The sequence below is a fragment of the Rhizobium leguminosarum genome, from assembly GCF_002953715.1.
Classification (GTDB): domain Bacteria; phylum Pseudomonadota; class Alphaproteobacteria; order Rhizobiales; family Rhizobiaceae; genus Rhizobium; species Rhizobium leguminosarum_V.
The window spans coordinates 2958280-2982894 of record NZ_CP025012.1 but is presented as its reverse complement, the minus strand read 5'-3'; the positions used below and the strand labels follow the sequence as shown (position 1 = coordinate 2982894).

Annotated in this window: 23 protein-coding genes; 10 read left to right on the top strand and 13 right to left on the bottom strand. The window is 60.9% G+C overall.

Going from position 1 to position 24615, the window contains the following annotated elements:
* Nucleotides 1-8: 8 nt before the first annotated feature.
* Complete coding sequence (locus tag CUJ84_RS15075; RefSeq protein ID WP_017988986.1) at nucleotides 9-1010, top strand: ABC transporter ATP-binding protein; 1002 nt, start codon at nucleotides 9-11, stop codon at nucleotides 1008-1010.
* Between the two features lie 74 nt (nucleotides 1011-1084).
* Here CUJ84_RS15075 and CUJ84_RS15070 read toward each other — a convergent pair whose 3' ends face one another.
* The 6 genes from CUJ84_RS15070 to CUJ84_RS15045 all read right to left on the bottom strand — a co-directional run bounded on the left by CUJ84_RS15070 (nucleotide 1085) and on the right by CUJ84_RS15045 (nucleotide 6578).
* Nucleotides 1085-1390, bottom strand: coding sequence for an NIPSNAP family protein (locus CUJ84_RS15070; RefSeq protein WP_012758329.1), 306 nt, complete (start codon nucleotides 1388-1390; stop codon nucleotides 1085-1087).
* 197 nt (nucleotides 1391-1587) lie between these two features.
* Nucleotides 1588-2649, bottom strand: coding sequence for an ABC transporter ATP-binding protein (locus tag CUJ84_RS15065; protein WP_105006801.1), 1062 nt, complete (start codon nucleotides 2647-2649; stop codon nucleotides 1588-1590).
* Nucleotides 2650-2661: 12 nt separating this feature from the next.
* Nucleotides 2662-3450, bottom strand: a complete 789-nt coding sequence (locus tag CUJ84_RS15060; RefSeq protein ID WP_026171051.1) for an ABC transporter permease — start codon at nucleotides 3448-3450, stop codon at nucleotides 2662-2664.
* Nucleotides 3447-4340: an ABC transporter permease gene (locus CUJ84_RS15055; RefSeq protein WP_105008201.1), complete on the bottom strand. Its 894-nt coding sequence runs from the start codon at nucleotides 4338-4340 to the stop codon at nucleotides 3447-3449. The genes CUJ84_RS15060 and CUJ84_RS15055 overlap by 4 nt, the downstream gene beginning before the upstream one ends.
* Before the next feature lie 71 nt (nucleotides 4341-4411).
* Entirely contained in the window at nucleotides 4412-5515 is a 1104-nt protein-coding gene (locus CUJ84_RS15050) for an ABC transporter substrate-binding protein (RefSeq protein WP_024320753.1), read from the bottom strand.
* A 190-nt stretch (nucleotides 5516-5705) separates the two neighbouring features.
* Nucleotides 5706-6578 carry a MurR/RpiR family transcriptional regulator gene (locus tag CUJ84_RS15045; protein WP_105006800.1) on the bottom strand — a complete coding sequence of 291 codons (873 nt, stop codon included), beginning with the start codon at nucleotides 6576-6578 and terminating at the stop codon, nucleotides 5706-5708.
* Between the two features lie 179 nt (nucleotides 6579-6757).
* Here CUJ84_RS15045 and CUJ84_RS15040 point away from each other — a divergent pair, with 179 nt between their 5' ends.
* From CUJ84_RS15040 to CUJ84_RS15015, 6 genes are all read left to right on the top strand, one after another.
* On the top strand, nucleotides 6758-7528 hold the full coding sequence (locus tag CUJ84_RS15040) for an N-formylglutamate amidohydrolase (protein ID WP_105006799.1): 771 nt from the start codon (nucleotides 6758-6760) through the stop codon (nucleotides 7526-7528).
* 120 nt (nucleotides 7529-7648) lie between these two features.
* A complete protein-coding gene (locus CUJ84_RS15035) occupies nucleotides 7649-9211 on the top strand; it encodes an amino acid permease (RefSeq protein ID WP_024320756.1) in 1563 nt (520 codons plus the stop codon).
* A 145-nt stretch (nucleotides 9212-9356) separates the two neighbouring features.
* Complete coding sequence (locus CUJ84_RS15030) at nucleotides 9357-10724, top strand: glutamine synthetase family protein (protein ID WP_105006798.1); 1368 nt, start codon at nucleotides 9357-9359, stop codon at nucleotides 10722-10724.
* 208 nt (nucleotides 10725-10932) lie between these two features.
* Complete coding sequence (locus tag CUJ84_RS15025) at nucleotides 10933-12318, top strand: aldehyde dehydrogenase family protein (protein ID WP_105006797.1); 1386 nt, start codon at nucleotides 10933-10935, stop codon at nucleotides 12316-12318.
* Nucleotides 12315-13466: an iron-containing alcohol dehydrogenase gene (locus CUJ84_RS15020; RefSeq protein ID WP_105006796.1), complete on the top strand. Its 1152-nt coding sequence runs from the start codon at nucleotides 12315-12317 to the stop codon at nucleotides 13464-13466. Before CUJ84_RS15025 ends, CUJ84_RS15020 begins: the two co-directional genes overlap by 4 nt.
* A gap of 229 nt (nucleotides 13467-13695) precedes the next feature.
* Nucleotides 13696-14394 carry a ParA family protein gene (locus tag CUJ84_RS15015; RefSeq protein WP_105006795.1) on the top strand — a complete coding sequence of 233 codons (699 nt, stop codon included), beginning with the start codon at nucleotides 13696-13698 and terminating at the stop codon, nucleotides 14392-14394.
* A gap of 58 nt (nucleotides 14395-14452) precedes the next feature.
* Here the strand turns inward: CUJ84_RS15015 and CUJ84_RS15010 are convergent, their stop codons facing one another.
* The 4 genes from CUJ84_RS15010 to CUJ84_RS14995 form a co-directional block, all read right to left on the bottom strand.
* Nucleotides 14453-15208 carry an ABC transporter ATP-binding protein gene (locus tag CUJ84_RS15010; RefSeq protein ID WP_105006794.1) on the bottom strand — a complete coding sequence of 252 codons (756 nt, stop codon included), beginning with the start codon at nucleotides 15206-15208 and terminating at the stop codon, nucleotides 14453-14455.
* Between the two features lies 1 nt (nucleotide 15209).
* A complete protein-coding gene (locus CUJ84_RS15005) occupies nucleotides 15210-16049 on the bottom strand; it encodes an ABC transporter permease (RefSeq protein WP_105006793.1) in 840 nt (279 codons plus the stop codon).
* A gap of 21 nt (nucleotides 16050-16070) precedes the next feature.
* Nucleotides 16071-17039, bottom strand: a complete 969-nt coding sequence (locus CUJ84_RS15000; RefSeq protein WP_105006792.1) for an aliphatic sulfonate ABC transporter substrate-binding protein — start codon at nucleotides 17037-17039, stop codon at nucleotides 16071-16073.
* 236 nt (nucleotides 17040-17275) lie between these two features.
* Nucleotides 17276-18676 (bottom strand): L,D-transpeptidase, encoded by a 1401-nt coding sequence (locus tag CUJ84_RS14995; protein ID WP_105006791.1) that lies wholly within the window; start codon nucleotides 18674-18676, stop codon nucleotides 17276-17278.
* 358 nt (nucleotides 18677-19034) lie between these two features.
* Here CUJ84_RS14995 and CUJ84_RS14990 point away from each other — a divergent pair, with 358 nt between their 5' ends.
* The 3 genes from CUJ84_RS14990 (at nucleotide 19035) to CUJ84_RS14980 (ending at nucleotide 20701) form a co-directional block, all read left to right on the top strand.
* Nucleotides 19035-19874, top strand: a complete 840-nt coding sequence (locus CUJ84_RS14990) for an aldose 1-epimerase family protein (protein WP_105006790.1) — start codon at nucleotides 19035-19037, stop codon at nucleotides 19872-19874.
* 71 nt (nucleotides 19875-19945) lie between these two features.
* Entirely contained in the window at nucleotides 19946-20284 is a 339-nt protein-coding gene (locus CUJ84_RS14985; protein ID WP_018074112.1) for a TIGR01244 family sulfur transferase, read from the top strand.
* A 72-nt stretch (nucleotides 20285-20356) separates the two neighbouring features.
* Entirely contained in the window at nucleotides 20357-20701 is a 345-nt protein-coding gene (locus CUJ84_RS14980) for a RidA family protein (RefSeq protein ID WP_003541466.1), read from the top strand.
* Nucleotides 20702-20747: 46 nt separating this feature from the next.
* On the opposite strand, the gene CUJ84_RS14975 is transcribed toward CUJ84_RS14980, so the two are convergent.
* From CUJ84_RS14975 to CUJ84_RS14965, 3 genes are read right to left on the bottom strand one after another with little or no spacing between them, the layout of a single operon-like run.
* Nucleotides 20748-22406: a thiamine pyrophosphate-binding protein gene (locus tag CUJ84_RS14975; protein ID WP_105006789.1), complete on the bottom strand. Its 1659-nt coding sequence runs from the start codon at nucleotides 22404-22406 to the stop codon at nucleotides 20748-20750.
* Nucleotides 22407-22419: 13 nt separating this feature from the next.
* Nucleotides 22420-23622, bottom strand: a complete 1203-nt coding sequence (locus CUJ84_RS14970; protein WP_105006788.1) for a CaiB/BaiF CoA transferase family protein — start codon at nucleotides 23620-23622, stop codon at nucleotides 22420-22422.
* Between the two features lie 17 nt (nucleotides 23623-23639).
* Nucleotides 23640-24596, bottom strand: a complete 957-nt coding sequence (locus CUJ84_RS14965; RefSeq protein ID WP_105006787.1) for a DMT family transporter — start codon at nucleotides 24594-24596, stop codon at nucleotides 23640-23642.
* Nucleotides 24597-24615 lie beyond the last annotated feature (19 nt).

Here is a 24615-nt window from a genome sequence, read left to right as displayed (position 1 = left end):
GAAAGACAGTGGGATCGCTTCAACTCAAATCCATCCGCAAGACCTATGGCACGCATGAGGTGCTGAAAGGCATCGACCTCGAGGTCAAGGACGGCGAATTTGTCATCTTCGTCGGGCCGTCAGGCTGCGGGAAATCGACGCTGCTGCGTAGCATTGCAGGCCTCGAAGACGTTACGTCGGGCGCTGTCGTCATCAATGGCCGCGATGAGACGCTGACGCCGCCGGCCAAGCGCGGCATCGCCATGGTGTTTCAGTCCTACGCGCTCTATCCGCATCTGACGGTCAAGGACAATATGGGGCTCGGTCTCAAGCAGGCCGGCACCGCCAAGGACGAGATCGACAAACGTGTCGGCAAGGCATCCGGCATGCTTTCGCTGGAACCCTACCTGGCGCGGCGGCCGGCCGAGCTCTCCGGCGGCCAGCGCCAGCGCGTCGCCATCGGCCGTGCCATCGTGCGCGAGCCGGAACTCTTCCTGTTCGACGAACCGCTGTCGAACCTCGATGCGGCGCTGCGCGTCCAGACCCGCCTCGAAATCGCCCGGCTGCACCGCAGCCTGAAGGCGACGATGATCTATGTCACCCACGACCAGGTCGAGGCGATGACGCTTGCCGACAAGATCGTGGTGCTGAATGCCGGCGCGATCGAGCAGATCGGTTCGCCGATGGAACTCTACAAACGACCGGCCAATGTCTTCGTTGCCGGCTTCATCGGCTCGCCGCAGATGAATTTCATCGCGGCCGAGAAGGTCGGCGATCACAGCGCCAAGACGATCGGCGTGCGTCCCGAACACCTGACGTTGTCGCGCGAACAGGGGACTTGGGCTGCGAAGGTCGTGCATGTCGAGCATCTCGGCGCCGACACGATCATCTATCTGGAATCTGATCAATGCGGCCTGTTGACCGCGCGCCTGTTCGGCGAGCACCAGTATGAGCCGGACGAGATCGTCTATGCGACGCCTGACCAGGCGCATGTGCACCGCTTCGACGTCGACGACCAGGCGATCCGATAAGCGCATGACAGAACGAAAAAGCCCCGCCAGCCAGCCTGGCGGGGCTTTTTCATTTCCGGTCGTGCGCGGTTCGATCAGCCGAGTACTGGCCGCATGAAGCTGCGTTCATAGCTGACGATACTGCGGTTGCGTTTGTCGAGTTCGAAAGCGGCCTGACATTCCGGATCGCTTGCCATGCGTGTGCGATAGTCCTCGTAGGCGGCAAGGCTCGGGAAGGAAAACAAGGCAACGGCAATGTTGTTGGCGCCTTCGGACGGCAGGAAATAACCGTGATGGGTGCCGCCCATCCTGTTGACGATCGGGATCCAGAGCCGGGCATATTCCTCGAATTCGGCAAGCTTGTACGGATCGATCACATAACGCAGGTGGCAGGTAATCATTGACATATCCCATCGCGTAAAATGCCGGACAGAGGGCTGCCCGGCGCATTTGGTTCGCTCAACTTCTGGCACTGAGCGGGCAGAGTTCAAGTGTTTTGCGGTGATGGCTGCATCACGTTTGCTGACAGGTCGGCCGGCCTGAAATGAAAAAAGCGCCGCCTCGGCGGCGCCTTCCAGGTCAGATCTGCGTTAGCGGATTAATCGCGGATGATCAGCAGGTCGGCTGCCATGAAGCGCAGCGTTACCGTTTCGCCGGCCTGTGGCGGGTTGGTGCCCGGGCTGTTGAACATGTCGAAGGAGATGACGTTGCCGCCGACATTCATGCGGGTGCGGATGACCGACCCCAGAAAATGGGCCGAAACGACCTGACCTGTCAGCGCCGTGTCGCTCTTGACGCTGTCGGAGAGGGAGCCGGCTTCTGGACGCAGCGCCAGCGAAATGGTTTCGCCGGCCTTGTGGGCCGCGACCGACTGCTTCAGCGTTATGCCCTGATCGCCGATCTGGATGCGGTTGGTATTTGGATCGACGACCTTGGCCTCGATGAGGTTCAGCGTGCCGACGAAGGAGGCGACGAAGCGCGTTGCCGGCGTATTGTAGATCTCGAAGGGCGAACCGATCTGGTCGGCCTTGCCGGCATTCATGACGACGATGCGGTCGGAGATCGACAGGGCTTCTTCCTGATCATGGGTGACGAAGACCGTGGTGATGCCGAGCTGCTGCTGGATCTGGCGGATTTCCTCGCGCAGCGACACGCGGATCTTGGCGTCGAGTGCGGAGAGCGGCTCGTCGAGCAGCAACACCTGCGGCTTGACGGCGAGCGCACGGGCAAGGGCGACTCGCTGCTGCTGGCCGCCCGACAGCTGATAGGGGAAGCGGTCGGCCAGGTGATCGAGCTTGATCAGGCCGAGCATTTCCTTGACGCGGGCGTCGATCTCAGGTTTTGGGGCGCCGGCGACCTTGAGACCGAAGGCGACATTGTCGTGTACCGTCATGTTGGGGAACAGCGCGTAGGCCTGGAACACCATGCCGATATTGCGCTGGTTCGGCTTCAGCGAGCTTTGATCCTTGCCGTTGATGGTCAGCGTGCCGCCGGTCGGCGTTTCAAAGCCGGCGATCATGCGCAGAACGGTTGTCTTGCCGCAGCCTGACGGCCCGAGGAAGGAGATGAACTCACCCTTCTCGATCGTCATGTTGAAGTTCTTGACGACCTGCACAGGGCCGAAGGATTTCTGAATGTTGTTCAGCGTGAGAAAAGACATGAGCCAGATACCTTAAGCCTTTGCCGGGGCGGCTTTGCCGAAGCGGGAAACGAGGTTGAGCAGGCCCATGCTGAGCCAGGTGATCGAGAAGGCGATGACGGCAAGCGCCGAAGGCTCATAGGCCTTGTTGGCGCCGACGAGCTGCAGGTAGGGACCGAAGGCCGGACGGTTCAGAAGTGCGGCAAAGGTGAATTCGCCCATGACGATCGCGAGCGTGATGAAAGCGCCTGAGAGCACGCCGCTCATGACATTCGGGAAAATGCACTTGAACATGATGGTCGTCCAGCGGGCGCCGAGGCTTTCGGCCGCTTCCGTCAGCGTGCGGACGTCGATGGCGCGCATGGCGGTATCGACGGCGCGGTACATGTAGGGCAGGGACAGGGTGATATAGGAGAAGACCAGCAGGATGTTGGTGCCGGTCGTTGAACCCGTCAGCGGCAGGTAGGACGACGAATTATACATCCTGAGGTAACCGAAGACGATGACGATCGCCGGAATGACGAGCGGTAGCAGGGTGATGAATTCGACGACCGGACGCATCTGCGGCAGGCGCAGCCGCACCCAATAGGCCGTCGGTACGACGAGCAGCATGCCGAAGACGATGGTGAGCAACGCCATCGCCATGGAATAGCCGAAGGTCTCGCGGAACTGAATGTCGGAGAAGACCGACTCATAAGCATCGAGGCTGTATTCGCCGCGGCGCATGCGCAACGAAAACTCGATTGTGCCGATCAACGGGATGACGAAATAGGATGCACCCAGAATGACGGCGATCCAGGCTCCGAGACGTTGAGCTTTCATTTCTGCCACCGTTCGGCGCGCATGCGCAGCATGAGGTAAAGGACGTTGGAGACGCCGGTGATGACGATCATGCCGAGCGCGATGGCGTAACCGAGGTTGGCATTGTGCAGAACGTCGCCGCGGATCTGCGCATAGAGCAGGATCGGCACGATGTTCAGCGAGCTGCCGGTCAGCGCGAAAGCGGTGGCGATGGCGCCGAAGGCGTTGGCGAAGAGCAGCAACGTCGTGCCGAGCAGGCTCGGCCAAAGGATCGGCAGCGCGACCATGGTCCAGTACTGGCGGTTGGTGGCGCCAAGGATTTGCGAGGCTTCGCGCCATTCCTTCTTCATGCCGTCGAGGGCCGGCGTCAGGATCAGCACCATCAGCGGGATCTGGAAATACATGTAGGTGATGGTGAGGCCGAGGAAGGACAGCAGATTAAAGCCGGTGCCGTAGAGATTGAAGCCGAACCATTCGCGCAGGAAAATCGTCACAAGCCCGGTGCGGCCGAGCGTTGCGAGAAAGGCGAAGGCAAGCGGCACGCCGGCGAAATTCGAGGCGACGCCGGAGAAGGTCAGCAGCGTCGAACGCACGGACGCGGGCAGGCCGCCGAGCACGACGGCCCAGGCGAGGAAGAAGCCGATCAGCGCACCGCCCAGAGCCGACGCTACCGACACACGGATACTGATCGAGTAGGCGCTCATGATGGATGGGGTAAAGAGATCACCGATGTTCTTCAGCGTCAAATCGCCCTCGGGCGTCAGGAATGCGCCCGCCACAAGATAAAGCGTGGGGATGATCAGGAACAGCAGGGAGAAAATGATGAAGGGTGCAATGCCCAGCCAGTCGATCACGCGATCTCTGTTGATCAAGGGGGCACTGCGCACCATAGGCGTTGAAACGGTGCTCATGGAAAAGCTCATCCTGGGGCGTCGGAGTGAGAAAACCTCCCCGCCTTGCGGCGGGGAGGCAGGATCAGAGGTTACTTGACGGCGGCGCCGACAACGGAATCCCAGTTCTTGGTGATGGCTTCCTTGCCAGCGGACTGCTCTTCGAGTGTCGGGAAAACAGCCTTTTCATAGGCTGCAGCCGGCGGCAGCTTGTCGAGCAGTTCCTTCGGGATCTTGTTGTTCTTGGCAAGATCGTTGAAGCGGATCGGGTGGCAATAGCCCTTCAGCCAGCCGAGCTGACCTTCGTCGGAATAGAGGTATTCCATCCAGAGCTTCGCAGCGTTCGGGTGCGGAGCGAAGGCGGAGATAGCCTGGACGTAGACGCCGGCAACGACGCCGGTCTTCGGAACGACGACCTCGAACGGAGGATTGCCTTTCAGGCTTTCGCCCCAGGAGAGGGCGTTGTAATCCCAGGCAACGATGATCGGCGTGGAGCCCTGGGCGAACGGAGCCGCCTTGCCGACGACCGGCACGAAATTGCCGTTCTTGTTCAATTCGGCGAAGAATTTCAGACCTTCTTCGCCGGCCTTGGCAGCGTCACCGCCGGATGCGGAAAGACCGGCCGCATAGACGCCCTGGACAGCCTGGTTGGCGGTACGCGGATCGCCTGCGAGGGCGACGGTGTTTGCGTAGTCGCTCTTCTTCAGGTCGGCCCAGTCGGCCGGCGATTCCTTGACGAGATCCTTGTTCACGAGGAACGAGAGAACGCCATAATAGTCGCCGTACCAGTAGCCTTCGGCATCCTTGGCGGTATCCGGGATGGAGTCCCAGGTGGAGACCTTGTAAGGCTGGATCAGGCCGTCTTTCTTTGCAGACGGGCCGAAAGAGAGGCCTACGTCGATGACGTCAGGAGCCTGCGGGCCGGTGTTGCCCTTGTTGGCCTTGATGGCTTCGACTTCGTCGCCCGAACCCGCATCCGGGTTGAGCTCGTTGACCTCGAGGCCATACTTGGCCTTGAAGCCGGCAATGACCTCGCCGTAGCCGCACCAGTCGTGCGGAAGAGCGATCGTCGTCAGCGTGCCTTCCTTCTTGGCGGCGGCGATAAGTTCAGCGCTCGGCTCGGCAGCGGCAATCGCAGTCGAAGCAACGATCATCGCAGTAGAAAGCGACAGTAGTCGAGAAATGTTAGAGATCACTGTTGTTCTCCTTCGGGTTTTCAGTGTCTGGCGATGCTGTTAATGAGCTTACGTGAAGCTTGTATGACGATTGGATGACGTTCATTTCACCCTAGATAGCAGGCGGTTGCGGCAATGTTTCATTTGCGACAGCGCGCCATGGTTCCGTGAAAATCCGTCATTGTTTTTCTTCTGTTTTAGTCTTGTCCTCCTAGCCGGGTTTACGGAAAAGCCTGGTCTGCTCGAACAGGCCTTCCAGTGTCTTCATGCGCTCCTTCGTCTCGTCCCAGGTCGAATTCTGAACGGCTTCGATCAGTGCTTCGACGATGAAAAGGGTGACGACGGAGGAATCCCAGGCCGACGGCGCCTCGATCCGGACGCGAAAAGCATGCCTGGCGAGCTTGGCGGCGGGCGAGCCCCACTGGTCGGTGAAGACGACGATTTCGGCGCCGCGCTTGCGGGCGGCGGTGGCGAGGCTCACCATCTCCTGCTCGTAGCGGCGGATGTCGAAGATGATCAGGATGTCGCCGGCATTCATGTTGAGGACATATTGCGGCCAGCTGCTGGAGTTCGACGATAGCAGCGTCGTTGCCGGCCGGATGACCTGCATATGGGTGAAGAAATACTCGGCAAGCGCGCCGGTGATGCGGCCGCCGACGAAATAAAGGCCGCGCTTGCGGTCGGAGAGCAACGCGGCGACGCTGTCGAAAGTCGCGGTGTCGAGATCGGTCAGCGTCTGGCGCAGATTGCCCATGATCGCATCGGCGAAACGGTTGAGAATATGGGTGCCCGGGGCGTTCTGCGCCCAGCGGTCGTGCTTGGCGATCGGGTTCGAGATCGTCGCCTCGACTTCCTGATGCAGATGCGCCTGAAAGTCCGGATAGCCCTTGAAGCCGAGCTTCTGCACCATGCGCACGACGGTCGGCGTCGAGACGCCGGCGTTTTCGGCGATGGTGGTTATACTGCCGAGCCCGGAGACCGGATAATTGTCCAGCAGGCTTTCGGCAAGCTGCTTCTCGGCACGCGTCAACACCCCCAAATGCGAGTGTATGACGTCCGAAACCGTCTTCGACGCAACTGTCACTTAACTATGCTCCCCGGGATGGTCTGGCGCCACTTTCCCACTCAAAGTTAACAACGCTGTCATAATCCATGTCAACTACTGTCATGAAAAGAAATTTTCAGTCGACGCTTGACAGTGACCGGAACCTGAAGAATTCTTTTCTTCATAAGGAATTTGTTAAGGGATAAGGAGTGGCGCCTTTGGTGCTGGCCCGGTCGAAAATCCTCAGCGAAGCGGACGGCGACTGCGTCGGGATCGAGCGCATCCGTGGCCAGAGCCCGGTGCTTCTCATCTGCGAGCACGCTTCGAATGCGCTTCCGGCCGTTTTCGGAAATCTCGGCCTGCCCAGCGAAGCGCTCTCCAGTCACATTGCCTGGGACCCGGGCGCGCTTGCGGTCGCCCGCAACATATCGGAAGCGCTCGATGCGACGCTCGTTTACCAGCGGTTCTCGCGGCTTATCTACGACTGCAACCGGCCGCCCAGTTCACCCGGCGCCATGCCGGAGACCAGCGAGATCTACGCCATTCCCGGCAACAAGGATTTGAGCCTCGAAGAACGGCTTGCGCGCACCGACTCGCTCTACGTGCCTTTCCACGACACCATTCGCGGGCTGATCCGCGATCGCCGGGCGAGGGGGCAGGACAGCATCATCGTGACGATGCACAGCTTCACGCCGGTCTATCATGGCTGCGAACGCGCCGTCGAACTCGGCATATTGCACGATGAGGACAGCCGGCTTGCCGACCGTATGCTGGAGGCTGCGGCCGAGGCGCCGCTTTACAGGACAGAACGCAACGAGCCTTACGGGCCCGAGGACGGTGTGACCCACACGCTGATCCTGCACGGGCTTTCGAACGGCTTGCGCAATGTGATGATCGAGGTCCGCAATGACCTCATCGCAGACGATATCGGCCAAGGGGTCATGGCCGACTATCTGAAAGGGTTGCTCCAGCAAAGCCTGGACGCCTGACATAAAAAGAAGACCCGAGGGAGCAGTTTAACTGCGGACGTCCGCACGGCGCAAATGTCGCGGGCAATTGGCACTGAATCGGCCCGCAATCCCGCGGTCGATCGTGAACAGGGGGAAGTCATGTCGGACTATACCGAACTGGACAAGAAGCAGGATGTGCACATCCTGCATTCCATGGGCTATGCCCAGGAACTCGAACGACGCATGAGTTCATTCTCGAACTTCGCCGTGTCGTTCTCCATCATCTGCATCCTCTCCGGCGGCATCAATTCGCTGGCGCAGGCGACCTCGGGTGCCGGCGGCGCCGCCATCGGCATCGGCTGGCCGGTCGGCTGCTTCATCTCGCTCGTCTTCGCCATCGGCATGGCGCAGATCAGCTCGGCCTATCCGACGGCCGGCGGCCTCTATCACTGGAGCTCGATCCTCGGAAACCGTTTCACCGGCTGGGTGACCGCCTGGTTCAACCTGCTCGGTCTCGTCACAGTGCTGGGCGCCATCAATGTCGGCACCTATTATTTCTTCATGGGGTCGTTCGGCACCAGCTATTTCGGACTGACCGACACGATAGCAGTGCGCATCATCTTCCTCGTGGTCATCACCGGAGCGCAGGCGCTCGTGAACCACATGGGCATCGGACTGACCGCGAAGCTGACCGATTTCTCGGGTTATCTCATCTTCGCGACCGCTATCGCGCTGTCGGCCGTCTGCCTCATCGCAGCGCCCTCCTACGAGATCGGCCGTCTTTTCACTTTTGCCAACTATTCCGGCGAAGTCGGCGGCAACGTCTGGCCTTCCACCTCGGGCGCCTGGGTCTTCCTTCTCGGCCTGCTGCTGCCGATCTACACCATCACCGGCTATGACGCCTCGGCGCATACATCGGAAGAGACCGTCAAGGCTGCCGAATCGGTTCCGCGCGGCATGGTCTCCTCCGTCCTGTGGTCGGCTCTTTTCGGCTACATCATGCTGTGCGCCTTCGTTCTGATGCTGCCGAACATGGACGATGCGGCAAAGCAGGGCTGGAACGTGTTCTTCTGGGCAATGGACAGCCAGGTGAACCCGATCGTCAAGGACATTCTCTATCTTGCGATCCTGGTCAGCCAGTGGCTGTGCGGTCTTGCGACCGTCACCTCGGTCTCGCGCATGATCTTTGCCTTCTCGCGTGACGGCGGTCTGCCGGCATCAAAGGCGCTGTCGAAGGTCAGCCCGAAATACCGCACGCCGGTGGCGGCGATCTGGACTGGCTCCATCCTGTCGGTACTTTTCGTTTGGTTTACCTCACTCGACTTCATGAAAATCGGTGAGACGCCGGTTTATACGATCGTTGTCTCGTGCACTGTCATCTTCCTGTTCTTCTCCTTCGCGATTCCGATCACGCTCGGCCTCTTCGCCTGGGGCACATCGAAGTGGGACAAGATGGGTCCATGGAACCTCGGCGAAGGCGTCTTCAAGCTCTTTGCCGTGCTCACGATCATCGCTATGATCCTGATCTTCATTCTCGGCATCCAGCCGCCGAACGGTATTGCGCTTTACGTTACCGTCGGCTTCCTGGTGCTCACCGCGATCGTCTGGTTCGGTTTCGAAAGCCGGCGCTTCAAGGGGCCGCCGATCGGCGCCGAAGTGGCGAAGCGCCAGGCCGACATCGCGGCCGCCGAAGCAGCCGTCGGCGAAAGCGGCGAAAACTAAGCATCGAGGCTTCCCTCTCAAATGGTGGGGCCGCATCCTGCGGCCCCACCACGGTTCAACGAAAAGGCATCGGGCCGCAAAGTCCGGCCGAGCGCATGCGATTTCGTTGCCCCGATTTTGTCAATCCAATTCAGGCGGATCAATCATGAGCAGCAGCTACACAATCGACGATCTCAGGAAGGATGTTGCCGAAGGGCGCATCGACACGGTTCTGGCCTGCCAGGTGGACATGCAGGGCCGGCTGATGGGCAAGCGCTTCCAGGCGGAATATTTCGTCGAGAGCGCCTGGAAGGAAACGCACAGCTGCAACTACCTGATCGCCACCGACATGGAGATGGAGACCGTCTCCGGCTACAAGGCGACGAGCTGGGAGAAGGGCTACGGCGACTACACGATGAAGCCGGATCTTGCGACGCTGCGTCGTATTCCCTGGCTCGAAGGCACTGCGCTGGTACTCTGCGACGTGCTTGACCATCATACGCACGAGGAGGTCGCCCACTCGCCGCGCGCGATCCTGAAGAAGCAGGTGAAGCGGCTCGAGGATATGGGCATGAAGGCCTACATGGCCTCCGAGCTCGAATTCTTCCTGTTCGACCAAAGCTACGAGGCGGCGCAGGCTTCCGGCTACCGCAACCTCAAGCTCGCCAGCGCCTATAATGAGGACTACCACATCTTCCAGACCACCAAGGAGGAAGAGGTGATGCGGGCGATCCGCACCGGGTTGCAGGGCGCCGGCATCCCGGTCGAGAACTCCAAGGGCGAAGCTTCGGCCGGCCAGGAGGAGATCAATGTGCGCTACGCCGATGCGCTCGCCATGGCCGACCGGCACGCGATCATCAAGAACGGCTGCAAGGAGATTGCCTGGTCAAAGGGCAAAGCCATCACTTTCCTCGCCAAGTGGAACTACAATGCCGCCGGCAGTTCCTCGCATATCCACCAGTCGCTCTGGAGCCTCGAGGAAAAGCCGCTGTTCTTCGACCATACCGGCAAATACGGCATGTCGCCGCTGATGCACAATTACGTCGCCGGGCTTCTCGCCCATGCGAGCGAGATCACTTATTTCCTGGCGCCCTACATCAACTCCTACAAGCGTTTCATGGCCGGCACGTTTGCGCCGACCAAGGCGATCTGGAGCAAAGACAACCGCACCGCCGGCTACCGGCTCTGCGGCGAGGAGACCAAGGGAATTCGTATCGAATGCCGCGTCGGCGGCTCCGATCTCAATCCCTATCTCGCCTTCGCCGCGCTGCTTGCCGCCGGCATTGACGGCATCGAGAACAAGCTCGAACTCGAAGCCCCCTTCGTCGGCGACGCCTATGGCGGCAAGGGCGTTCGTGAGATCCCGCGTACGCTGCGTGCGGCCACGACGGAGATGACGGAATCGGCGATGCTGCGTAAAGCCTTCGGCGACGACGTGATCGACCATTACACCCGCGCTGCCGAATGGGAGCAGGAAGAATACGACCGCCGCATCACCGACTGGGAAGTGGCGCGCGGTTTCGAAAGGGCTTAATAGGCATTTGCGATTTGCCTGCCCCTCACCCTAACCCTCACCCCGTAAAAACGGGGAGAGGGGACGTGCCAAACGCAGCGTCGATGTTGGGGAAAGCCGGTGCGGCATATCCCCTTCGCCCCGTTTACGGGGAGAAGGTGCCGGCAGGCGGATGAGGGGGCTACGGCCTTCGCAAAGATTTTGAAGAATACGAGGACAGGAATCGATCATGGTAATGATCCAATGCATTTCACCGGTTGACGGGTCGGTCTATGCCGAGCGTGCCGCCCTTTCTTTCGATGCCGCCAAGGACGTGGTGGCGCGCGCCCGCAAGGCGCAGAAGGCCTGGGCGAAACGGCCGCTCGAAGAGCGTGTGCAACTGGTGCTGAAGGGTGCTGCGCGGCTGAACGAGATGTCCGACGTCGTCGTGCCGGAGCTTGCCTGGCAGATGGGCCGGCCGGTCAAGTATGGCGGCGAATACAAGGGCTTCAACGAGCGCTCCAACTATGTCGCTTCGATCGCGGCGGATGCGCTGGCGCCTCTCGTCGTCGAGGAGAGCGAGCGTTTCGAGCGCCGCATCGAGCGCGAGGCGCATGGCGTCGTCTTCGTCGTCGCGCCGTGGAACTATCCCTATATGACGGCGATCAACACGATTGCGCCGGCATTGATGGCCGGCAATACCGTGGTGCTGAAACATGCCTCGCAGACGCTGCTGGTCGGCGAGCGGCTGGTGCAGGCCTTCACCGAAGCCGGCGTTCCCGAAGATGTGTTCCAGAACGTCTTCCTCGATCACGAAACGACGTCGGCGCTGATTGCCGCCGGCAGCTTCAATTTCGTCAACTTCACCGGATCGGTCGAAGGCGGGCGGTCGATGGAGCGGGCCGCCGCCGGCACCTTCACCGGTCTCGGCCTCGAACTCGGCGGCAAGGATCCGGGTTATGTCATGGAGGACGCCGATCTCGAAGCAGCCGTCGACACGCTGATGGACGGCGCGACCTACAATTCCGGCCAGTGCTGCTGCGGCATCGAGCGCATCTACGTGCATGAATCGCTTTATGACGCCTTCGTCGAGAAGTCGGTTGCCTGGGTGTCGAACTACAAGCTCGGCAATCCGCTCGATCCCGATACGTCGCTCGGGCCGATGGCACATAAGCGCTTCGCCAAGGTGGTGCGCGAGCAGATCGCCGATGCGGTTTCCAAGGGCGCCAAAGCGCTTGTCGATCCCAAGCTTTTCCCCCAGGATGACGGCGGCGCCTATCTTGCACCGCAGATTCTCGTCGACGTCGACCACTCCATGGCCTTCATGCGCGAAGAGACTTTCGGTCCGGCGGTCGGCATCATGAAGGTGAAGAGCGATGAGGAGGCACTCGCTTTGATGAATGACAGCCAGTACGGGCTGACGGCCTCGCTCTGGACCAAAGATGTCGAGCGGGCAGGGCGGTTCGGCCGCGAGATCGAAACCGGCACCGTTTTCATGAACCGCGCGGACTATCTCGACCCGGCACTTTGCTGGACCGGCGTCAAGGAGACCGGCCGCGGCGGCTCGCTGTCGATCATCGGCTTCCAAAATCTGACGCGCCCGAAATCCTTCCATCTGAAGAAAGTCACAGCATGAGCAGCAACATCACCGCAAATTGGAGCTACCCGACATCGGTCAAGCTCGGCCGGGGCCGCATCACGGAACTGGCCGACGCCTGCAAGAGTCTGGGCATCAAGAAGCCGCTGCTCGTCACCGACCGCGGCCTTGCCTCGATGGCGATCACCAAGACTGCGCTCGATATCCTCGAAGATGCCGGTCTCGGCCGGGCGATCTTTGCCGATGTCGATCCGAACCCGAACGAGAAGAACCTCGAAGCCGGCGTCAGGGCCTTCAAGGACGGCGGCCATGACGGCGTCGTTGCTTTCGGTGGCGGCTCCGGCCTCGATCTCGGCAAGTGCGTCGCCTTCATGGCCGGCCAGACGCGGCCGGTCTGGGACTTCGAAGATATCGGCGACTGGTGGACGCGCGCGAGCCTGGAGGGCATCGCCCCGATCGTCGCCGTGCCGACGACGGCGGGCACCGGTTCGGAAGTCGGGCGCGCCAGCGTCATCACCAATTCCGAAACCCATGTGAAGAAGATCATCTTTCATCCGAAGTTCCTGCCTGGCGTCGTCATCTCCGATCCGGAACTGACGGTCGGCATGCCGAAGATCATCACGGCCGGCACCGGCATGGATGCCTTCGCTCATTGCCTGGAGGCCTATTCCTCGCCCTTCTATCACCCGATGTCGGCCGGCATCGCGCTGGAAGGCATGCGCCTCGTCAAGGAATTCCTGCCGCGCGCCTATAGGGAAGGCACGGATCTGGAAGCCCGCGCCAACATGATGTCGGCCGCCGCCATGGGCGCGGTCGCCTTCCAGAAGGGGCTCGGCGCCATCCACGCGCTGTCGCACCCGATCGGCGCCGTCTACAACACCCATCACGGCATGACCAATGCGGTGGTAATGCCGGCGGTGTTGCGCTTCAACCGCAAGGTGATCGAGGAGAAGATCGGCCGCGCCGCCGCCTATCTCGGCATCTCGGGCGGGTTCGACGGGTTCTACGACTATGTGCTGAAGCTCCGCTCCGAACTCGGCGTGCCGGAGACGCTATCGGCGATGGGAATCGCTGCCGACCGCATCGACGAATTATCGGCCATGGCGATCGAAGATCCGAGCGCCGGCGGCAACCCGGTTGCGCTGACGCTTGAAAATACCAAGGCACTATTCAAAGATTGCTTCTGACGACTTAAGAGCGGACCAACAGACTGGCCTGGAAAACCTCGGTTTCCCAGGCCTTTTTCGTTCCGGCGGCATCCCTATTTTTAGGGATGTGAAAAATACCGGCTGCAATTTCGCCGCGCGTCTTTCGAATTTGTTAACCATGATTAGAAAGAATGAATTAACCGCACGATGCTCCGACGGTGCGTAAAAGAGCGATTCCGGCTCGCACCATTCCTTCCGAGGACCGAACATGCCTGTCATCACATTCGCAAATACCAAGGGCGGCGCCGGCAAGACGACCGCTGTTCTGCTGCTCGCGACCGAGCTTGCCCGCAAAGGTTATCGCGTCACCATTCTCGACGCCGACCCGCAGCACTGGATTTCGCGCTGGCACGAAATATCAGGTCATGTGCCCAATCTTTCGGTGATCGATTTCGTCACAACCGCGTCGCTGCCGGTGCATATCAGCGAGAACAAGCACAATACCGACTATTTCATCGTCGACCTGCCGGGTGCGCGCAATCCGCTGCTTGCCACTGCCGTTGGCCTGTCCGACCACGTGCTGATCCCCATTCAGGGCTGTGCGATGGATGCGCGCGGCGGTGCGCAGGTGCTCGAACTGCTGCAGTATCTGGACGAGAAGGCCGGCATCAAGATCGGCCATTCGGTGGTGCTCACCCGCGTCAATTCGATGGTGACGACGCGGGCGCTGCAAGTCGTCAAGTCACTGCTCAGCGAGCGGCATGTGCCGGTGCTCGATACGGCGATCATCGAACGCTCCGCCTTTCGCGACATCTTCGACTGCGGCGGCACGCTGCACACGATTGATCCGACGCGCGTCAGCAACCTCGACAAGGCCCGCGAAAATGCCACCTGTTTTGCCGAGGAAATGATGCGCAAACTGCCGGTGAGGCTGGTGGCGTCCGCCCGCATGGCGACGGCAGCCTGACAGTTCCCGCATCCTCGAACGAAGTGCGTCCGGTTCGCTCCGCGACGCATTTCATTTTTCAGGCGCTTGCCGTGCGGCTGCCATCATTGAGAGAATGAGCCAGAAGGTCGGAAAGACGCCTTTTGACTTCGGCCAATTCGTTCGACATGCGATTGCGTTGTCGCGGCAGGCCTATATCGACCACCTCTAGAACGCGTCCCGGCCAGGGGCGCATCACGACGACGCGATCCGCCAAAAAGGCTGCCTCTTCGATATCGTGCGTGACGAGCAGCATCGTCGTGGCATTCACGCGCCATAGATTGATCAGATGATCCTGGAGTTCGACACGCGTCATCGCATCGAGTGCGGAGAAGGGCTCGTCCAATAGCAGAACGGCCGGCTTCGTCACGAGTGCTCGCGCCAAGGCCACGCGTTGCGCCTGCCCGCCGGACAGCTCCTTTATCCAGCGCTTCTCGTAGCCGCGAAGGCCAATCTTCTCCAGGGCCGTCGACACCTGCTCATCCCGTTCGCTGCTTGCCAGATGGCGCAGGCCGAAACCGATATTGTCCGCGACTGTCAGCCATGGAAAGAGCCGGGGCTCCTGGAAGACGATATTCACGAGCGAGTCCGGCTCTGTCAGCAGCCGTCCCTCCAAGCTGATTTCGCCCTGTGTAGGGGCTTCGAGGCCCGACAACAGTCTCAGAAGGGTGCTCTTGCCGCAACCCGATCCTCCGATGACCGCGACCAACTCTCCCTTGCCGATACTGAGGGAGAAGTCTTGCAGAGCATGTATTCCGTTGGGATAGATCTTGGATAGGGAGCGGATGTCAAGCATGTCAGATCCCGCTCGCATGGGTGTCGCGCCAGCGCAGGAACGGCGCGCTCGCAATCAGAAGCAGGCTATCGGTCGCCTTGCCGCCAACGGCAAAGATCAAAATAGCCGCCAGGATCTGATCCGGCTTTCCGAGTTGCTGACCATCCACCAGAAGATATCCCAGACCTTCGGATGCGCCCATGAATTCCGCCGCAACGACGAACATCCAACCGAGGCCCAGGCCTGCGCGCAGGGCAAGGATAAAGTCCGGAAGGACCGCCGGCAGCAGGATCAGACGAATGAGCTCGAAGCCCGAAAGCCGAAAGACGCGACCGACCTCTACGATGCGCCTGTCGACGCCGACGACGGCGCCATAGACTCCTAGATAGACCGGGAAGAAGACGCCAACGGCAATCAGGGCGACTTTGGAGGCTTCGAAAATACCGAACCACAGGATGAACAGCGGCACCCAGGCAATGGAGGGAATGGCTCTCAGAGCCTGCAGGGTCGGATCCAGCAGACGTGCGAGCGGTTTGGAGTACCCGGTCAGCGCCCCAAGAGCGGTCCCCGCCAGGGACCCGAAGGCGAAGCCGATCGCCACTCTGCGCAGCGTCGCGCCGACATGCGTTGCCAGATCGCCGGAGGCCGCCAGCGCATAGACCGTATAGAGAATTTTCGAGGGCGGGGGCATCAAACGACCTCCGACTATTCCCGCACGAACGAGGATTTCCCAGGCGGCAAACAACGCAACCGGAAACACGATTCCGACAATCGGGCGATCGAAAGGCGAAACCCGGCGCTGCCGGGTCTCCCTTCCTGCTTCCGCATTATGCCATGACAGCGCGATGTGCACCAAGGACATGGAAACGTTCTTTCTATCGCTTCACTGGCCGAGAGCGGCCGAGGCGTAGCTGGGATCGACCAGCTCCGATACGGTCTTGACGACATCGACATCCGCCTTGATGACGTCGGCCTTTTGCAAAGCGAGACCCGCTGCTTCGATCGTCTCGCGCTGTGCATCGCCGATCACGGAATATGTGAGGTTCGTGCGCTCCAGCTGGCGCTCTATCACCGTGTCGGGCAGCTTGGTGGCGGCAACGAGGGCGGCTTTGAGCTCGGTCGGATCTTTCAGAGCTTCAATGCGCGCCTTCTCGTAGGAAGCAAGCACGCGTTTGACGAGATCAGGATGCGCGGTAGCAAACTCTTCGCGCACGTTAAGCACGCCCCAGCTGTTGTTTTCCGGCTTGCGATAGAACAGCACATCGCCATCTTCAATCTCGGCGGAGGCCATGATCGGATCGAGGCCGGCCCAAGCGTCGACGTCGCCCCGCTTCAGCGCAAGGCGGCCGTCCGCGTGCTGTAGCAGAACGAGCGAAACGTCCTTTTCAGTCAGACCTGCATCGGCGAGGGCGCGCACCAGGAAAATGTGCGGGTCGGTGCCGCGCGTCACGGCGATGGACTTGCCCTTGAGGTCCTGGACCTTGGCGATGCCGGTATCCTTGCGTGTTACGAGCGCGGTCCATTCCGGACGCGAATACACATAGATGGATTTGATCGGGTTGCCGTTGACGCGGCCGATCAATGCAGCCGCACCCGCCGTCGAACCAAAGTCGAGGGAGCCGGCATTCAGGAATTCCAGGGCTTTGTTGGAGCCTGCGGACTGGACCCAGGTTATCTTGATCCCATCCTTTTCGAATTCCTTTTCCAGGATGCCTTCATCCTTCAGAATGAGGCTGACCGGGTTGTAGGTCGCCCAGTCCACGCGAATTTCCGAGACATCGGCAGCCTGCGCCGTGCCGACTGCGACCAAACCCGCCAAAACGCTTAAAGCCAATCGAACAAGCGATTTCATACGACCTCCAAAATGTTAGGAAGTGAAATCTACAGATTTACTAGCTTTTTGGCGCGCTTTCGAGTTCCAAACTTTGGTACGGGAGAGCAATTTTGAACTGCCGTCGCGGCCCGCGCTAGATTGTTGTGTCAAAGTGCGGGGCAGCACCGATCCAGCCGCGTGTTGGTCGATCCAGTCGCGTAACATTGTTGTCTGTTCGCTTTGCGATCATTCCGCCTGAAGACGCGATGGTATGTTCAGTCGACGAATTCGACCGTCACTCCCGGCTTGACCATCTTGGCAAGCTCTGTCGCATCCCAGTTGGTCAGACGGATACAACCGTGGCTCTGAGTGCGGCCGATCTTTGAGGGTTCGGGCGTGCCGTGAATGCCGTAGGTCGGCTTGGAGAGCGCCATCCAGACGGTGCCAACGGGGCCGTTCGGGCCGGGCGGGATGTTGAGGATCTTGTCGTTGGCACCCTGCTGGAAATTGATCTTCGGATTATAGGTATAACCGGGATTGAAGGCGACACGCTCGACGTTCACCAAGCCTGACGGAGAGGGCGTGTCGGTGGAGCCGATCGATGCCGGGTAGGCGGCGAGGAGATTGCCGGCGCCGTCATAGGCGAAGACCTGCTTGCGGCCCTTGTCGGCGATGATGCGGGCGACTTCACCGCTCTTCGGCTCGCCCGGATTAACGACCTTGATGACGGTGCCGGGAACGGTGAAGTCGGCGCCGGGGTTCATCTCCTTGAGGAAAGCCTCATCCATGTGGAAACGCTCGGCGAGCATCTCGGTGGTCGAGGTGTAAGCCAGCGACGGCAACAGCGCCTTATGTGAATAGTCTTCCGGGATCTCGGCAACGAAGGGGCCGGCAGCATCGGCCGGCGTAATCGTGTAGCTGATGACAGGCAGGCCACCATTCATGCGCAGCTCTTCCAGAATGGCATCGGTGTCGTTGGGATCGAGCTTCGACCCGGTCATCTGGTCATAGGCATAGATCCCCTTGGTGACGTTCGAGCCCATATGGCCGTCGATGACGCCCGGAGAGATGCCAGCGCGATCGAGGAAGACCTGCAATGCGACGATCTCGGGCTTCGACTTGTTCTTCAGCGTGATGACGGGCTCATCGGGTGCTGCCTTCGGCTGGTCGGCGGGCGGGATCTGCTGGTCCGGGTCGATCGAGGCATAGTCGTCGCCAGGCTGTGGATTGCCGATGCTGTTATCATCGGGATAGGGCTGCTCGCCGAGCGGCCGGCGTTCGATCGCGGCATCACGCGGAATGCCGCCGGTGACGGCGCCGCGCTCGGAATAACGTGTATCGCCATCGGGATTGTTGTCGGAATAATAGGGGTCGTTGCCATATTGGTCGTTATAGACCTCGCGCGGGCCCGGCCGCGGCGGATAGTAGCCCCGCGCGCGCATCTCGGTGGCAACGACGTTGCCATCGCCGTCAATCAACACGCGATTGCCACTCCGGTCCCGCGCGTAGATATAGCCAGCTGGAACATAATCGAGGATTTCGCCGCTTGGCGTCACAAGTACGATATCGCTCTGGCGGCGGTCGCGGAACTGCTGCGCGCCTGCCTCCGGCGGTGTAGCCGCAAGGGCAGCCAGGACGGCCGCGAAGCAAAATGCCGACTTCAAAAAGCGATTCACGTCTCATACCTCGAACAGTGACTGGGCAGACACACACCTGCGAATTTTGACGCTAGTGTGGAATTTATGAAACCGTGCTGAACAAAATATGAAAATCACTAAGATTTCCTTTTACTCATAAACGTTTGCGTCCTTGTGTCAGTTCCGCAAAATCCACGGTTGCTGCAAAAACACAAGATGGGATGGCGCTGATTGACGAATGGCGGCGCGAAACCTAACGCTAGCGCATCATGCTTTTCGAAAAGCGGAATCGATTTTCGGAAAGCATGATGCGTCGATTCAATGTGTTAGAGCGTCTTTGTACGTCCGAAAGGACGCACGGCGCTCTAAGGGCCGATAATTCCCCGAGGAGACCGTGATGATCGAATTTGCCGCCGCAAGCGGGCCGCGCCTGATGCTGGACGAAACATCGGTGCTGGATATCGGTGGATGCATCGTCGACGGTGTCGATATCGCGCCGAAACGCGCCATTCCCGACGACGGTGATGCGCGAATCGATCACTCGCTCGAAGGCTTCCTGTTCACCTGCGGGCCGGATCATATCCGCCACCGCCAGCCGATTCCCGGTCGGGATGACGGCAAGGTCTATCCGCTGCACGGATCGGCCTCCGGCCATGCGGCAAAGGTGCTGTGGACGAAGTTCGAGAACGGCAATGCCGAATGCCGCGCCGATATCGACATCACCACCGTCGAAGGACTGCCGCAGCGCATCGAGCGGCTGTGGCGGATCGACGGGGCGACCGGCGAGGTGCGGCTCGAGGACCGGGTCGTCAATACGAGCGATCGGACGATGCCGACCTTCCTGATGTACCACATAAACACTGGCGGCAAATGGCTGGACGAGGGCACGCGGCTCGAAGGCCGGATGCTGGAGAATGGCGGTTTCCCCTGGGCGTTCGGGGAGGAGCCGGGCGGCATCTTCTGCGTCGCGGCGCCGGCGACGGAGGAGGGTTTCGCGGAGGTCCGCCTCGGACCGATCGCTGCAATCGGCGGCAGGACGCTGTGTGTGCGCTTCCGCGCCGACACGTTGCCCCATCTGCAGGTCTGGCGAAACCAGAAGACGCCGGCCCATATCATCGGTATCGAGCCGGTTTCGCATCGCTGGATATCGCGCGATGAGCTTGAGGCCGCTGGTGAGTTCAATATGCTGGCGCCCGGCGAGAGCCGCAGCTATGCGCTGACCTTTACCTTTCGGTGAGCGAAGTGTTGTTGACGCTGGCAGACCTCCGTCGTAGACCTTCAGCCCACGATTTTTGAGGAGACAAGACGATGGATATTCGCCAGATCGACGATGAATATTCGGTTTCAGGCCAGATCACGCTGGAGGAACTCGACGAGATCAAGGCGCTGGGGTTCAAATCGATCGTCTGCCACCGCCCCGACCACGAAAGTCCCGACCAGACGTCGTTCTCCGTCATCGAGGCGCGCGCCAAGGAGCTCGGCCTCGAGATCGCCCATGTGCCGGTTGGACCGATGGGCGTGACCGAGGAAGCCGTGCAGGGCATGGTCGACGCGCTCGATGAATTCCCGCGGCCGATGCTCGGCTATTGCCGCTCTGGCGCACGCTCGACGGCGATCTACCAGAAGACCCACCATATCCGTAATTGAGCCCCGTTCCGGTGCCGATTTTCCGGCGTTGAACCTCAGCGCCTTCACCTTCCATTCACTCAGGAGACCATAATGAGTATCAAGCGTATCGACGTCGGCTCGCGCATGAGCGGCGCCGTCATTCACGGCAATACGGTCTATCTCGCAGGTCAGGTCGGCGAGGGCGAAAGCGTCACCGATCAGTGCAAGTCTTCGCTTGCCGAAGTCGACCGCCTGCTGGCTGCATCAGGCAGCAGCAAGTCGAAGATCCTGCAGACGATCATCTATCTCGCCGACATCGCCGATTTCGCCGAGATGAACGCCGTCTGGGAAGGCTGGATCGATCCGGCCAATCCGCCGGCCCGCGCCACCAGCGAAGCCAAGCTCGCTGCGCCGAAATACAAGGTCGAGTTCATCATCACGGCCGCACTCGACTAAGTCGGACCGTTGCGATTACCTGAAGCCGGTGAGCACCTGCGCGTGCTCACCGGCTTTTTGTTTGCGCGATTTCCGAGAGCGTGCGTGTCGGCGTGATCGCTTCGGGATCGAGCTTGACCTCGATGATTGCAGGCTTGCCGCTGGCGCGTGCCCGCTCGAAGGCGGGGGCGAATTCCGCTGTCGTTTCCACCGTCTCGCCGTGGCCGCCATAGGCGCGGGCAAGGGCCGCGAAGTCGGGATTGGTCAGATCGGTGCTGCTGACGCGGCCGGGATACTCGCGTTCCTGATGCATGCGGATCGTGCCGTAGATGCCGTTGTTGACGACGACTGCGATGATCGGCAGGTCGTAGCGGATGGCGGTGGCGAATTCCTGGCCGTGCATCAGGAAGCAGCCGTCGCCGGCAAAGCAGATGACCTCGCGCTCGGGAAACAGCCGCTTGGCAGCCACCGCCGCCGGCAGGCCGTAACCCATCGAGCCGGAGGTGGGGGCGGCTTGGGTGTTGAAACGGCGAAAACGATGGAAGCGGTGCACCCAGGTGGCGTAGTTGCCCGCACCATTGGTGAAGATCGTCTCCGGCCTGGTATTGGCCTCCAGCCATTCCATGATCGGCCCCATATGGACGGCGCCTGGTCCGCTCAAGGGCGGCGTCGACCAGGCGAGATAGGCCTGGTGCAGGCCCGCGGTGCGCTCGGTCCAGTGCGGTTCGGCCGGCGCTTCCAGATCGGCGAGCGCGGCGACGAAATCGGCAGGTGCCGCGCAAATGGCAAGATCCGGGCGATAGACGCGGCCGAGCTCGGAAGGGTCGGGGTAGATGTGCACCAGCGATTGCTGGGGGTAGGGGATATCGATCAGCGTATAGGACGAGGACGGCATTTCCGACATGCGGCTACCGAGGAGGATCAGCAGGTCGCTCTCCTTGATCTCTTTTGCCAATGCCGGATTGATGCCGATCCCGACATCGCCCGCATAAGAGGGATGAAGATGATCGAACAGCATCTGCCGGCGGAAGGAGCAGCCGACGGGCAGTTGGAAACGCTCGGCGAAGCTCTGAAAATCGGCGACGGCATCGGCATCCCAGCGTGTGCCGCCAAGGATTACCATCGGCCGCTCGGCCTTCAGCAAGCGGAGATAGAAGTCGTCAATCTGGCGGCTGCCGGGATGGGCCTCGACGCTGGCATAGTGCCTGGCGCGGGGTGCCTCGACCTCATCGCGCAGCATGTCTTCCGGCAGCGTCAGCACGACGGGGCCGGGCCGGCCGGAGGTGGCGACCGCAAAGGCGCGGGTGACGAATTCGGGAATACGGGCGGCATCGTCGATCTCACCCACCCATTTGGCGAATTCGGTGAAGGCGCGGCGGAACTCGACCTCCTGGAAGGCCTCGCGCTCGCGTGCTTCCCGCTGCACCTGGCCGATGAAGAGGATCATCGGGATCGAGTCCTGCTTTGATATATGCAGGCCGGCGGAGGCGTTGGTGGCACCGGGGCCACGGGTCACCATGCAAATGCCGGGTTCGCCGGTCAGCCGGCCCCAGCAATCCGCCATCATCGCCGCTCCGCCCTCCTGGCGGCAGACGAGGACGTCGATATCGCTGTCACGCAACGCGTCGAGCACGGCGAGGAAGCTCTCGCCGGGCACGCATGAGAGGCGCTTGACGCCGTTCGCCTTCAGTGCCTCGACGATCAGTTCTCCGCCCGTCTTCTTCATGACAATGCCTTCTTCATGACGATGCCTTCCTCTCGCGCTCGGCGAGTTCCGCCATAATTTCTACCTGGTGTTCGCCGAGACGCGGGCTCGGCCTGACATAACGCAGCGGCGTCTCCGACAGCACCACAGGCGTCCTGACACCGGGGATCACGGTGCCGGCGGCATCCGCAAGGTCGATGCGCAGGCCGCGGGCCTGTATCTGCGGATGGGCGAACATTTCCTCGATCGTGTTGATGGCGCCTGATGGAACCGCATTCTCCTCGCAGGCCTTCAGCAGATCCGCCTTCTGCCATTTCAACGTCTCGGTGGAGACGAGGCGTCGCACTTCGCCGCGATTGCCGACGCGGGCCTTGTTGGTGGCGAAACGCTCGTCGCCGGCGATGGCCTCCAGGCCGAGGATGGTGCAGAGGCGACGGAACTGCCCGTCGTTTCCAACTGCGAGAATGAGGTACCCGTCCGCCGTCGGCACGACCTCGTAGGGCGAGATATTGGGATGGGCATTGCCGAGGCGGGTCGGTGCCTCGCCGGAAACCAGGTAATTCATGTTCTGATTGGCGAGCACGGCCGATTGTACATCGAGCAGGGCCATGTCGACCAACTGGCCTTCGCCTGACTTCAGGGCGTGGATCAGGGCGGCTTCGATTGCCGAGACGGCATAGATGCCGGTGAAGATATCGGCGATGGCGACGCCTGCCTTCATCGGCTGGCCGCCCGGTTCGCCGGTGATCGACATGAAGCCGGACATGCCCTGGACGATGTAATCATAACCGGCGAGGCTGGCATAAGGGCCGTTCTGGCCGAAGCCGGTGATCGAACAATAGACGAGCTTCGGGTTCAACTTACGCAGGCTGTCATAATCGAGCCCGTATTTGACGAGGCCGCCGAGCTTGAAATTCTCGATGACCACATCGGCGGTGGAGACGAGGCGGCGGACGAGATCCTGGCCCTCGGGGCTCTTCAGGTCGGCGGTGACGGAGCGCTTGCCGCGATTGGCGGCGTGGTAATAGGCGGCCGAGAGATTCTCGCCGTCGGCGCCCTCGACGAAGGGTGGGCCCCATTGGCGCGTATCGTCGCCGCCGTCGGGATTTTCGACCTTGATGACGTCGGCGCCGAGATCGGCGAGCATCTGTCCCGCCCAGGGGCCGGCGAGCACGCGGGCAAGCTCGATCACCCGGATACCGGCAAGCGGCGGCTTTTTCGTCACGGTCTCTGTCATGTTCCTCCCGGCAATGTCTACGGTGCCAGCGTCACCTCAGATGTATCGGATACAGGCTTTGAAGCAAAGCGGCGCTCGCGCCAGAGGATGTAGAAGCCAGATGCCACGATGATGGCAATGCCGAGCCATTTGACCGCATCCGGAAAGTCGCCGAAGACCAACCAGGCGAAGATCGTTGCCGAGACGATCTCGAGATATTGCAGCGGTGCCAGCGTCGAGGCCGGTGCTGCGCGATAGGCATAGACGCCGAGGATGCCGGTGATTGCGGCCATGGCGCCGACGCCGGCGACATAGAACCAGGCGCGGCCTTCCGGCATGACCGGATCGAAGAGGTCGGAGCCGGTTCCCTGACCCAGGAAAAGCAGGAGGACACAGAAGACCAGGCCCCAGATGCTCATCTGGAACTGCATCGACCAGGGGTCTTCCCTCCGCGAGAGGGCGCGGGTCATCAGCACGAAGATGGCGATGCAGAGCGCGCTGACGACAGGCAGAAGCGCGATGTAGCCGACCTCTTCGAAACTCGGCTGGATGATCAGCATCGCCCCGAAAAAGCCGACGCCGCAGGCGGTATAACGCCGCCAGCCGATCGTCTCCTTCAGGAAGATGCCACCGAGGATCGTCACCATGATCGGCTCGACGAAGAAGATCGCGATTGCGTCGGCGACCGCCATATATTTCAGAGTCGTGACGAAGGAGATCATCGAGACGGTGATGATCGCGCCGCGGATGGCATGGAACAAGCTCTGTCGCCAGGAGAAATCGGCGAAGCTGCGCCGCCATATCACGAGTGGCAGCATGCAGAGCGCCTGGACGATGAAACGGCCGGCGGTGATCTCCCCGGATGGCACGGTCGTGATCGCAAGCTTGGCAAAAATATCGATGAGCGGCGAGACCATCACCGAGAGAACCATCAGCACAAGCCCCATCGTCACGTCGGAGGCGGACGAAACGGGGCGGGCGGAGGTGCTGTTCATGATGAAATCCCTGTGACTA

Bases quoted from the DNA above. Each gene is read 5' to 3' on its own strand.
- CUJ84_RS15020 (WP_105006796.1), top strand. From the start codon at position 12,315: ATGAGCAGCAACATCACCGCAAATTGGAGCTACCCGACATCGGTCAAG.
- CUJ84_RS14965 (WP_105006787.1), bottom strand. From the start codon at position 24,596: ATGAACAGCACCTCCGCCCGCCCCGTTTCGTCCGCCTCCGACGTGACG.
- CUJ84_RS15060 (WP_026171051.1), bottom strand. From the start codon at position 3,450: ATGAAAGCTCAACGTCTCGGAGCCTGGATCGCCGTCATTCTGGGTGCA.
- CUJ84_RS15030 (WP_105006798.1), top strand. From the start codon at position 9,357: ATGAGCAGCAGCTACACAATCGACGATCTCAGGAAGGATGTTGCCGAA.
- CUJ84_RS15025 (WP_105006797.1), top strand. From the start codon at position 10,933: ATGGTAATGATCCAATGCATTTCACCGGTTGACGGGTCGGTCTATGCC.
- CUJ84_RS14980 (WP_003541466.1), top strand. From the start codon at position 20,357: ATGAGTATCAAGCGTATCGACGTCGGCTCGCGCATGAGCGGCGCCGTC.
- CUJ84_RS15035 (WP_024320756.1), top strand. From the start codon at position 7,649: ATGTCGGACTATACCGAACTGGACAAGAAGCAGGATGTGCACATCCTG.
- CUJ84_RS15010 (WP_105006794.1), bottom strand. From the start codon at position 15,208: ATGCTTGACATCCGCTCCCTATCCAAGATCTATCCCAACGGAATACAT.
- CUJ84_RS14990 (WP_105006790.1), top strand. From the start codon at position 19,035: ATGATCGAATTTGCCGCCGCAAGCGGGCCGCGCCTGATGCTGGACGAA.
- CUJ84_RS15005 (WP_105006793.1), bottom strand. From the start codon at position 16,049: ATGTCCTTGGTGCACATCGCGCTGTCATGGCATAATGCGGAAGCAGGA.
- CUJ84_RS15015 (WP_105006795.1), top strand. From the start codon at position 13,696: ATGCCTGTCATCACATTCGCAAATACCAAGGGCGGCGCCGGCAAGACG.
- CUJ84_RS15065 (WP_105006801.1), bottom strand. From the start codon at position 2,649: ATGTCTTTTCTCACGCTGAACAACATTCAGAAATCCTTCGGCCCTGTG.
- CUJ84_RS15070 (WP_012758329.1), bottom strand. From the start codon at position 1,390: ATGATTACCTGCCACCTGCGTTATGTGATCGATCCGTACAAGCTTGCC.
- CUJ84_RS14975 (WP_105006789.1), bottom strand. From the start codon at position 22,406: ATGAAGAAGACGGGCGGAGAACTGATCGTCGAGGCACTGAAGGCGAAC.
- CUJ84_RS14970 (WP_105006788.1), bottom strand. From the start codon at position 23,622: ATGACAGAGACCGTGACGAAAAAGCCGCCGCTTGCCGGTATCCGGGTG.
- CUJ84_RS15000 (WP_105006792.1), bottom strand. From the start codon at position 17,039: ATGAAATCGCTTGTTCGATTGGCTTTAAGCGTTTTGGCGGGTTTGGTC.
- CUJ84_RS14985 (WP_018074112.1), top strand. From the start codon at position 19,946: ATGGATATTCGCCAGATCGACGATGAATATTCGGTTTCAGGCCAGATC.
- CUJ84_RS15055 (WP_105008201.1), bottom strand. From the start codon at position 4,340: ATGAGCACCGTTTCAACGCCTATGGTGCGCAGTGCCCCCTTGATCAAC.